This is a genomic window from Chromobacterium piscinae, assembly GCF_021129175.1.
GTDB classification, from domain to species: Bacteria; Pseudomonadota; Gammaproteobacteria; order Burkholderiales; family Chromobacteriaceae; genus Chromobacterium; species Chromobacterium piscinae.
Window position 1 is genome coordinate 2,681 of record NZ_JAJOHV010000157.1, and the last position, 262, is coordinate 2,942.

At 71.0% G+C, this 262-nt stretch carries 1 pseudogene; it reads right to left on the reverse strand.

Annotated elements, in window-relative coordinates:
* Nucleotides 1–38 precede the first annotated feature (38 nt).
* A pseudogene (locus LQR33_RS23640) lies at nt 39–262 on the reverse strand (iron ABC transporter substrate-binding protein); the annotation flags it as partial.

Sequence of the window (262 nt, forward strand, 5' to 3'; positions counted from 1 at the left end):
CACCGCGGCCGCGGTGAGCGGGGGCAGGGCGGACTCGCTCATTTGCCTCCCTTGACCCAGTAGGTGCCCTGCGGCGGGATCGCCAGGAAGTCGCGGTGCAGCTGCTGCCAGCTGGCGTCAGGGTCCAGCTTGGCGAAGCGCGTCGGCTGCAGCGTCTTGGCGAAGGCTTCCAGCAGCACGATGTGGTAGGGCGTGTTGTAGAAGTGGTGCCAGGCGCCGAAGGTGCGGCCGTCGCGCACGGCGGCGAGCGCGCCCACCGGCT